Consider the following 9,399-nt stretch of genomic DNA (forward strand, 5'->3'; position numbering starts at 1 on the left):
GGTGGAGATCTACCGCAGTGGCGCCGGCAAGTCCGGTGGCCAGCGGCAGAAGCTGGCCACCACCTGCCTGGCCGCCGCGCTGCGCTACCAGCTGGGCGGTGCCGAAAGCCAGCTGCCCAGCTACGCTGCCGTGGTGCTGGACGAAGCGTTCGACAAGGCCGACAACGAGTTCACCGCGCTGGCGATGAACATCTTCGAGAACTTCGGCTTCCAGATGGTGGTGGCCACGCCGCTGAAGTCGGTGATGACGCTGGAGCCGTTCATCGGCGGCGCCTGCTTCGTCGAAATCAGCGGCCGCCACGACTCCGGCGTCCTGCTGATCGAATACGACGAAGAAGCCAAGCGACTGAAGCTGCCCGAACGCAGCCGCCAGCAGGACGCCGAACCGGTCGCCTGACGCGCCCACCGGGTAGAGCCGACCGTTGGTCGGCTGCCCTCCGCCCCGTTCGCACCGACCGCAGCGGGGCAGAGCCCCGCTCTACGGGTTATCCGCCGAACGTATCCCACCCCATCCGCGCGATCAGCACTACCACCAGCCCCACGAACAGCTTGCGGATGAACGGCGTGCCGCCACGCAGCGCCAGCCGCGTGCCTACCACCGAGCCGATGATGTTGGCCGCGGCCATCGGCAGCGCGAACAGCCACAGAATGTTGCCGGTCGGCACGAAGAACGAGATCGCCGCCACGTTGGTCGCCAGGTTCACCACCTTCGACGCCGCCGACGCGCGCAGGAAGTCCAGCCCGAAGAAACGGACGAACAGGAAGATCAGGAAACTGCCGGTACCCGGGCCGAAGAAGCCGTCGTAGAAGCCGATCACCGCGCCGATCGCCAGCGCCGTGCCCAGCTCCTTGCGACCGATCTCGCGCGGCCGGTGCAGCGCGCCGAAGTCCTTTTTCCACAACGTGTAGCCCAGCATCGCCACCAGCAGCACCAGCACCAGCGGGCGCACCGCGTCCTTGGGCAACAGGCTCACCGCGGTGGCCCCGGCGAAGGAAAACACGAACGCCGTGCCCGCCGCGAACAACACCGGCCGCCACGGGAAGCGCACATTGCGCGCATAGCGCCATGCGGCCGCGCCGGTCCCGAACATCGAACTGAATTTGTTGGTGCCAAACAGCATCGCCGGCGTGTGCTGCGGCAGCACCGTGAACAGACCCGGCAACTGCACCAGCCCACCGCCGCCCACCGCGGCATCGACCAGGCCGGCGATAAAGGCGATCGCCACCAACCACAACAGCTCAGGGGGAACCAGCTCGAGCACGGCAGCAACTTCGCGACACAAGGCGCGCAAGCATACGCCCGGCCCCCCACCCGGGGTAGAGCCGACCGTTGGTCGGCTGCCCTCTGCCAGCGCGGTCATGTACCAACCAACGGTGGGTACCTACGGCGCGCCCACCCAAACGCGCGACAATAGCCCCATGAGCACACCCGCCCCCTGTCCCTGCGGCCGTCCGCTGGCCTACACCGCCTGCTGCGGCCTCTACCATGCAGGCGCCGCCGCACCCGACGCCGAAGCCCTGATGCGTTCGCGCTACAGCGCCTACGTAAAACTGCTGCCGGACTACCTGCTGGCCAGCTGGCATGCGTCCACGCGCCCGGACGCGCTGTCGCTGGACGAAGCGCCCGGCCAGCGCACCCAGTGGCTGGGCCTGACCATCCGCACGCACACCACCACCGACCCGGACCACGCCCAGGTCGCGTTCACCGCCCGCTACAAGGTGGGCGGCGGCAGTGCGGTCAAAATGATGGAACACAGCCGCTTCGTCCGCGAAGACGGCCGCTGGTTCTACCTCGACGCGCTGCCCTGAGCCGCCTCGCGGCTGCGCACCGCCACCGGCCGTTGCTGGCCGTGTGCGCGGACGCAGTTGCGCCCGGCGTCCTTGGCCGCATAAAGCGCCTGGTCGGCGGCCTTCAGCACGGCCTGCGGGCTGTCGCCCACCCGGTTGTCGGCCATGCCGATGCTCACCGTTACCTGCACCACCGTGCCGGCACCGCCGCGGCCCCGCTGCAGCCGGCCCACCGCATCGTCGCGGTCGCGAGCGGCGCGGTCGCGCAGCTGCAGCCGGGTACCTTCCACGGTGGCCCGGACCGCTTCCACCGCGTCCACGCAGGCCGGGGCAGGGCGGTCCAGGAACACCAGCGCGAACTCTTCGCCACCGTAGCGGAACGCACGCCCACCACCGCCCACGCCGGCCAGGCGCGCGGCCACCAGCTTCAGCACGTCATCGCCGTTGTCATGGCCATGGGTATCGTTGAAGCGCTTGAAGTGGTCCACGTCCACCATCGCGATCGTGTAGGTGGCGCCCACCCGCTGCAGGCACTCGTTCAGCGCCCGCCGCCCGGGCAGGCCGGTGAGTTCATCGCGATAGGCCATGTGGAAGGACTCCTGCAACATCGCCGAGACCAGCAACAGCAGGGCCGTGCTGGCCAACGCCGGTAGCAGGGCCGGCGACAGGAACACCCGGGGCAGCATCGCCCAGACCACCAGCAAGGCCACCAGCATCGCCGTATGCAGCGGGCGCGGCTGGCGCAGCGCCTGCACCGCCAGCCCAACCAAGGCCACCACGAAGGCGACCGTCGGCACCTGGGCCAGTCGGCTCCAGCCGGTTGGCAACCAGGGCCAGTGATGGTTCGACAGCAGGTCGTGCATGCCCTGCGGCCCCTGTGCAGCCAGCAGTGCGAACACACCGACCGCCACGCCACTGGCGACGCCGCGCAGCAGCAGGTCCTGGCGCATCCGGCCGCGCTCGGGCCACAGCCCGTGCAACGCAAACAGCAGCGGCAGCCACAGCGACACCGCATGGAACACCAGCGGCGTCAGCGCGCTGACCGCGCCGGTGTTGAGAAAGCTGCCCACCAGCCCGTGCAGCACGGCAAAGGCCAGCGCGATCGCCAGCAGCAGGCACACCGCACGCACGCGGTTGTAGACCAGGCCCAGGCCGGTGCCCAGGCAGGTCAGCACCAGCGGCAGAATGCGGTGCATCGCACTGCCCACCTCGTCGGCCGGCGTGGCCGACCACACCCCCACGCCTACCAGCAGGGCAGGCAGCAGGAACAGGTAATGGCCGGGCTGGCGTAGCGGGTGACTGGGCAAGAACGGTTCCACGAAAGCAGGCCGGCGCGCCAGGGCTGCAGGTGCAAACCGGACCACGCAGGCGTTGGTCTTCCCGATAGCGGCCGCTGCGTATTCAACTTGAGCGTGTCACGCCACGTGTGCCTTGCCATGACGTCCCGCTCACCGGCGCTGGTCGATCCTGACCGCGATGAACACCGCCGTCGCCTCGCCACCGCCCGCCGCCACATCCCCTGCCGCTGCGCTTGCGGCCCGTTACGCCGGCATCCGCGCGCGCAGTGTTGCGCTGGCGGCACCGCTGAGCGCCGAGGATGCGATGGTGCAGAGCATGCCCGACGCCAGCCCCAGCAAATGGCACCTGGCCCATACCACCTGGTTCTTCGAGCGCTTCGTTCTGGCCAGCCAGCCCGGCCACGTGCCGTTCAATGCCGAGTGGCACTACCTGTTCAACAGCTATTACCAGAGCATCGGCCCGGCGCACGCGCGCCCGCAGCGCGGGTTGCTCTCGCGCCCCTCGCTGGAGCAGGTGCTGCACTACCGCGGCGTGGTCGATCAGCAGGTGATCGCGCTGCTGCAGGCCGACGCGCTCGCACCGCAGGCCTGCCACCAGCTGCTGCTGGGCCTGCACCACGAGCAGCAACACCAGGAGCTGCTGCTCACCGACATCAAGCACGCGCTGTGGTGCAACCCGTTGCAACCAGCGTACCGCGACGATCTGGTCTACCCGCAGGCCACCCCCACGCCCCTGCGCTGGCATGACAGCCCCGAGCAGATCGTCGAGATCGGCGCGCCCGCCTGGCCCGCCCATCCCGCGTTCGCCTACGACAACGAATCGCCCGTGCATCGCGTACTGGTGCCGGCCCATGCGCTGGCCAACCGCCCGGTCAGCAATGCCGAGTACCGGCAGTTCATCGCGGCCGGCGGCTATGCCGAGGTGGGCCTGTGGATGAGCGAGGGCTGGGCGCTGTGCCAGGCCGAAGGGTGGCAGCACCCGCTGTACTGGGACGACGCGCTGGAGCGGGAGTTCACCCTGGGCGGCTGGCGCCCGCTGGACCCGCATGCACCGGTCTGCCACCTCAGCTATTTCGAAGCCGACGCCTACGCCCGCTGGCAGGGCGCGCGCCTGCCCACCGAGTTCGAATGGGAAGCAGCGGCCGCCGGCGTCCCGCCACACGGCCACTTTGCCGACGCCGACCACCTCCACCCGCGCGGCGCCCCGGCAGGCGACCACGGCCTCCTGCAGCTGTTCGGCGATGTATGGGAATGGACCAGCAGCGCCTACGGTGCCTATCCGGGCTTTCGCCCCTTCGCCGGCAACCTCGGCGAATACAACGGTAAATTCATGAACGGCCAATGGATCCTGCGCGGCGGCAGCTGCGCCACCCCCGACGCGCACGTGCGCGCCAGCTACCGCAACTTCTTCGCCCCCTCGGCGCGCTGGCAGTTCGCCGGCGTGCGCCTGGCGCGGGACCCGGCATGAGCACCGTCACCGACGCGCTCGAGGCGCTCACCGACCTGCAGCCTGATCGCGCCCGGATCACCGCCGACATCCTGCAGGGCCTGTCCAGCCGACCGCGGCAGCTGCCCTCCAAGTACTTCTACGACGCGCGCGGTTCGGCGCTGTTCGAACAGATCACCCGCCAGCCCGAGTACTACCCCACGCGCACCGAACTGCAGCTGCTGCAGGACTGCGCCGCCGACATCGCCGGCGTGGTCGGTCCGCGCCTGCACGTGGTCGAACTGGGCAGCGGCAGCGGCCGCAAGACCGAGCTGCTGCTGCGCGCGCTTGCCGACCCGGTGGCCTACACCCCCATCGAAATTTCCCGTGCCGCCCTGCTGGCCAGCATCGCGCGGCTGGCCGTGGCCCTGCCGGATATCGAAATGCTGCCGGTCTGCGCCGACTTCACCGGCCCGGTGCAAGTACCCGAACCCCAGCGTGAGCCCGCACGCCGGCTGGTGTTCTTCCCCGGTTCCACCTTGGGCAACTTCGCCGCGCCCGAGGCAGTCAGGCTGCTGCAGGCGATGCGCCACACGATGGGCGCTGATGGCATGGCCCTGGTCGGCATCGACCTGCACAAGGACCCGGCGCTGATCGAAGCGGCATACAACGATGCGGCCGGCGTCACCGCCGCGTTCACCCTCAACCTGTTGGCAAGGCTCAACCGCGAAATTGACAGCGACTTCGACCTGGACGCCTTCCAGCACCGCGCCCGCTACAGCGTGGAGCGGCTGCGGATCGAGACCGAGCTGGTCAGTACCCGCGCGCAGACCGTGCACGTGGCCGGACAGCCGTTCGACTTCGCCGAGGGCGAGGCGATGACCGTGGAATACAGCCACAAGTACACCGAGGCCGCGTTCGCGGCGCTGGTGGCCCAGGCGGGCCTGCAGGTCTGCACGCGCTGGAACACCTGCGATCCTGCCTTCGAGCTCGCGCTGCTGCGCCCGGTCTGACGCACCGCCGCTGCTGGCGCACTGGCTGCTCACCACCGCGCCGGATCCGCAGGCCATCGCCGTGGCGATCAAACTGCACAAACAGACTCCCCAGGTTCCGGGACGACGCCCGATTCGTGGCCACCGTGCTGATCGAACGCGGCGTGGACGCAGTGCCGTGCCCGCGCTCGACGCCATTGCCGTCAGCGAGCTGATCGGCGACCGGGAAGCCCTGCGCGCCTGAGCCGCAGGGTCGGCGCACCCAGCCCTGCCGGCAGTGCGCCGGCGGTCATGCGGGTGTTGCCGTTCGCCGATATGCTATGGGGCTCACGGAAGCGGTTGCGTTGTGGCCACCGCGCAGGCCAGGGAGTAGCACGGACGTGATGCGTCGATTCGAACTCGTGGAAGGAACCGCCAGCAAGTTCTGGGAAGTGGAGCAGGACGGCAGCGACTTGAACGTGCGCTGGGGGCGTATCGGCACCCAGGGGCAAAGCCAGACCAAGTCCTTCGCCGATGCCGCCAAGGCCGCGTCGGCGCTGACCAAGCTGGTCAATGAAAAAACCGGCAAGGGTTACAGTGAAACCGGTGCCGCAGCCACGCCCGCGAGCGCGGCCACCGCCACCGCCACCGCCGCGCCTCGCGCCGCCAAGGCATCCCAGCCTGCTGCACCTGCACCTGCACCTGCACCTGCACCAAGCGTTGCCCCTGCGGCCCCCACACCGGTGGCCAATGCCGACGCAGAGGCGGCCATCGCCTTCGAGCACATCCGCCAGGCGCTGCTGACCGGCGCGCTTGCACCGGGCGAGTCGCTCACCGTCACCGGCCTGCGCCGCCGCGCCGGGGTCAGCGAGGTGGGCGCCCAGCTCGCCTATGCGGCGCTCCGGGACGCGGGGATGGTCAGTCGCTGGAGCTCCCAGATTGCCAAGGATGCGCCGGCCGCCGCGGCCAATCCCGGGGCGGACTGCTTCACCGCCGTTCCGGTGGCCGCAGCGGATCTGCCGCATGACCCCAGCCTGCCGCCGTGGCTCGCCCAGGGCGCGCCGGTGCGCATCACCCCGCAGCACCTGGCGTTGATGTATGCCTCGCGTCGCTTCGCGGCACGGTTGCCCGCGCACGACCCGGCCGCCCTGTGGAAGGCCTTCGCCACCGAGCTCAACGTGGACATCAATGAGCCGGCCAGCGACCCGGGCCTGCTGCCGGCGCTGCGCAGGATGGGCGAACGGCTGCGTGCCCAGGCGCCTGCGCCGGACCGCGATGCCGACCTGATGCTGCTGGTGATCGCGCTCAACAACCACTACGGGCACCAGGCACTGTTCGCCGACACGGTGCACTGGCTGGTGGCCAGCTATGGCCTGGAAGAGGTGGTGGCGATGCTGCTGGATGCGCAGCACATCCAGATCGCCAGCGAGTACGACTATTCCACCCAGCGGCATACCCTGGGCTTCCATCGACAGGTCGACGAACCGTTCGGATCGCGCTGGAGCGCCCCGCTCGGTGCGGCCGAGGATGCGCTGCGCAGCCACCTGTCGGTGGCCGAGGCAACGGTGTGGCAGGCCTGCGTGGAGCGCATCGGTCGTCACCTGCCGCACGTGGTGGCCTGCCGGCAGCCGGCGCTGCTGTTGCTGCTGCCCGACGCCCCCGCGCTGGCCCACGCGCTGTTGTTGGCGCCGGGCGCAGCCGCCGGGCTGCACGAAAGCGCCCACTGGCTGATGACCATCGCCACCGATCCGGCTGCGTGCGCGGTAGCCATGCGCCTGCGGCCCAGTGAAAAATTCTGGAGCCATGCGCGTTTCGTCGCCACGGTACTGGTGGAACGCGGCGTGGAGGCGCTGCCGTTGCTGGCGCCGGGCGCGATCGTCGAAGAAGCCGGCGATGCGCTGGCCCATATCGGTGTTCCCGATGCGGTGGAAGCGTTGGCGCGTGCGGCCAGCAGTTCCAAGCATGCCCTGGCCCGGCTGGGGCTGGCGGTCAATCGCTGGCCAGAGGCCGCGCTGGTGGCGATCTCGCGCGTGGTCGCCGCCGGTGGCAAGGACGCCGGCCTGCTCACCCCCACGCTGGTGCAGCTGCTGCGCGCGATGGGCGAGCGCGCCGTCGCCGTGGAGCCGTGGATCGAACCGGCCGCGCTGGCCGTGATCCAGCGCCAGCGGGCCCTGCTCGGCGGGCCGCAGGAGACGGCAGGGCACGACGAACTGCCGCCCGTGCTCGCCGCCGCGCCCTGGCGGCAGCCGCGGGCGCGCCAGGCGCAGGCCGTGCTCGAACTGCCGATCCTGCCGGTAGCCCCGGTGGAACACTGGGCGCCCGGCACCCGTGAAGCCGCACTGCAGCTGACCCACTGGCAGGCCGTGCGCATGCAGGAGTGCCGCCAGCAGCCGACCCGCGCCGCCGACGAGATCGGCTTCACGTTGCGCGACGAGGAACTCAAGGCGCTGAACGCGCAGGCCGCCGCGGCCATCGTGGCGGGCGACACCGGGCAGCTGGTGAGCCTGTGGCGGGAAATGGTCGCCGTGCGCCGCCGCAGCCAGTACTACTGGTTCTGCCTCTACCCCGAGTACGTCGATGCCCTGCCCGAGGGCATGGCCGCACCGTTCTGGAATGCGATCGCCGGCGAAACCGAAAGTGGCCGCATCTCGCGCATGCTCGCATCGCACGGCTTGGCGGTGCTGCCGGCGCTGATTGCCATGGTGCGCAGCAAGCCCACCGACTGCCTGGCCGATGCGCTGCATTTCGGGGCGGCGGAACTGGCCCTGCCGGCCGCACGCGCGTTCGCCAAGCTCAAGACCGTGCGTGACATCGGCCGCCAGTGGCTGCTGGCCTACCCCGAACATGCCGCTGCCGGCCTGCTCCCGGCCGCCTTCGGCAAGCCCGGCGAGCTGCGTGACAGCGCCGGCGCCGGCGTGCGCCTGCTGGCCGCCCACGGCCATGAAGCGCTGCTGCGCGAGGTGGCCGCACGGCATGGCCGCGACGATGTGATGCAGGCGCTGCAGCAGGTGCTCGACGACGACCCGCTGCAGCGTTATCCCACCCGTCGCAGCAAGCTGCCCGAGTTCTGGGCGCCCAGCGGCTGGCGACGGCCGCTGTTGCACAACGGCAAGGCGCTGGGGCAGGAGGCCATCGACCTGCTCGGCGAGATGCTCACCTTCCCCACCAACGAAGAGGTCTACGCCGGCATCGGCCAGGTAATCGAGGCCTGCCGCCCCGACAGCCTTGCCGACTTCGCCTGGGACCTGTTCGGTGCCTGGCTCAACGCCGGCGGGTCCGGCAAGGAAAACTGGGCGCTGACCGCGCAGGGCCTGCTCGGCAACGACGACACCGCCCGCCGCCTCACCCCCTTCATCCGCACCTGGCCGGGCGAGGCCGCGCATGCCCGCGCGGTGTCGGGCCTGGATGTACTGGCCACCATCGGTACCGACGTGGCGCTGATGCAGATCAACGGCATCGCGCAGAAGATCAAGTTCAAGGGCCTGCAGGACAAGGCCCGCGAGAAGATCGCGGCGATCGCCGAGGCACGCCAGCTCACCACCGAGGAACTGGAAGACCGCCTCGCCCCGGACCTGGATCTGGACGAACACGGCACCCTGCGCCTGGCGTTTGGTCCGCGCGCGTTCAAGGTCGGGTTCGATGAAGCGCTCAAGCCGTACGTGCGCGAGATCCTCGCCAGCGGTGAGGGCCCGCGCCTGGATGACCTGCCCAAACCGAAGAAGAGCGACGACGCCGCGCTGGCCAAGGCCAGTGTCGAGCGTTTCAAGACCTTGAAGAAAGACGTGCGCACCATCGCCAGCCAGCAGGTGCTGCGCCTGGAGCTGGCCATGTGCGCGCGCCGCCGCTGGAGCCCGGCCCTGTTCCGCGCGTTCCTGGTCGAACACCCGCTGCTGCGCCACCTGGTGCAGCGCCTGGT

The 9,399-nt window shown here is 70.1% G+C and carries 8 protein-coding genes; 6 read left to right on the plus strand and 2 right to left on the minus strand.

The window, feature by feature from the left end; all coding sequences use genetic code 11:
- Positions 1-397: SbcC/MukB-like Walker B domain-containing protein (locus DBR34_RS22735; protein ID WP_308812532.1), on the plus strand; the 397-nt coding region annotated here is incomplete at its 5' end.
- An 88-nt stretch (positions 398-485) separates the two neighbouring features.
- Here DBR34_RS22735 and DBR34_RS11255 read toward each other — a convergent pair.
- Positions 486-1,262 carry a TSUP family transporter gene (locus DBR34_RS11255; protein WP_038691622.1) on the minus strand — a complete coding sequence of 259 codons (777 nt, stop codon included), beginning with the start codon at positions 1,260-1,262 and terminating at the stop codon, positions 486-488.
- A 157-nt stretch (positions 1,263-1,419) separates the two neighbouring features.
- Here DBR34_RS11255 and DBR34_RS11260 point away from each other — a divergent pair, with 157 nt between their 5' ends.
- Positions 1,420-1,809 carry a YchJ family metal-binding protein gene (locus DBR34_RS11260; RefSeq protein ID WP_128096856.1) on the plus strand — a complete coding sequence of 130 codons (390 nt, stop codon included), beginning with the start codon at positions 1,420-1,422 and terminating at the stop codon, positions 1,807-1,809.
- Here the strand turns inward: DBR34_RS11260 and DBR34_RS11265 are convergent.
- Complete coding sequence (locus DBR34_RS11265) at positions 1,788-3,095, minus strand: GGDEF domain-containing protein (RefSeq protein ID WP_128096857.1); 1,308 nt, start codon at positions 3,093-3,095, stop codon at positions 1,788-1,790. The two genes, DBR34_RS11260 and DBR34_RS11265, sit on opposite strands and share 22 nt — an antisense overlap.
- Positions 3,096-3,264: 169 nt before the next feature.
- Here DBR34_RS11265 and egtB point away from each other — a divergent pair, with 169 nt between their 5' ends.
- The 4 genes from egtB to DBR34_RS11280 form a co-directional block, all read left to right on the plus strand.
- A complete protein-coding gene (gene egtB, locus DBR34_RS11270; protein ID WP_128096858.1) occupies positions 3,265-4,554 on the plus strand; it encodes an ergothioneine biosynthesis protein EgtB in 1,290 nt (429 codons plus the stop codon).
- Positions 4,551-5,525, plus strand: a complete 975-nt coding sequence (gene egtD, locus DBR34_RS11275) for an L-histidine N(alpha)-methyltransferase (RefSeq protein ID WP_128096859.1) — start codon at positions 4,551-4,553, stop codon at positions 5,523-5,525. Before egtB ends, egtD begins: the two co-directional genes overlap by 4 nt.
- Before the next feature lie 61 nt (positions 5,526-5,586).
- Positions 5,587-5,748 (plus strand): hypothetical protein, encoded by a 162-nt coding sequence (locus DBR34_RS21340; RefSeq protein WP_181393977.1) that lies wholly within the window; start codon positions 5,587-5,589, stop codon positions 5,746-5,748.
- A gap of 139 nt (positions 5,749-5,887) precedes the next feature.
- The coding region (locus DBR34_RS11280; RefSeq protein ID WP_219928267.1) for a DUF4132 domain-containing protein at positions 5,888-9,399 on the plus strand (3,512 nt) is incomplete at its 3' end.

This window comes from Stenotrophomonas sp. HMWF003, assembly GCF_003061285.1.
Lineage (GTDB): Bacteria > Pseudomonadota > Gammaproteobacteria > Xanthomonadales > Xanthomonadaceae > Stenotrophomonas > Stenotrophomonas maltophilia_AP.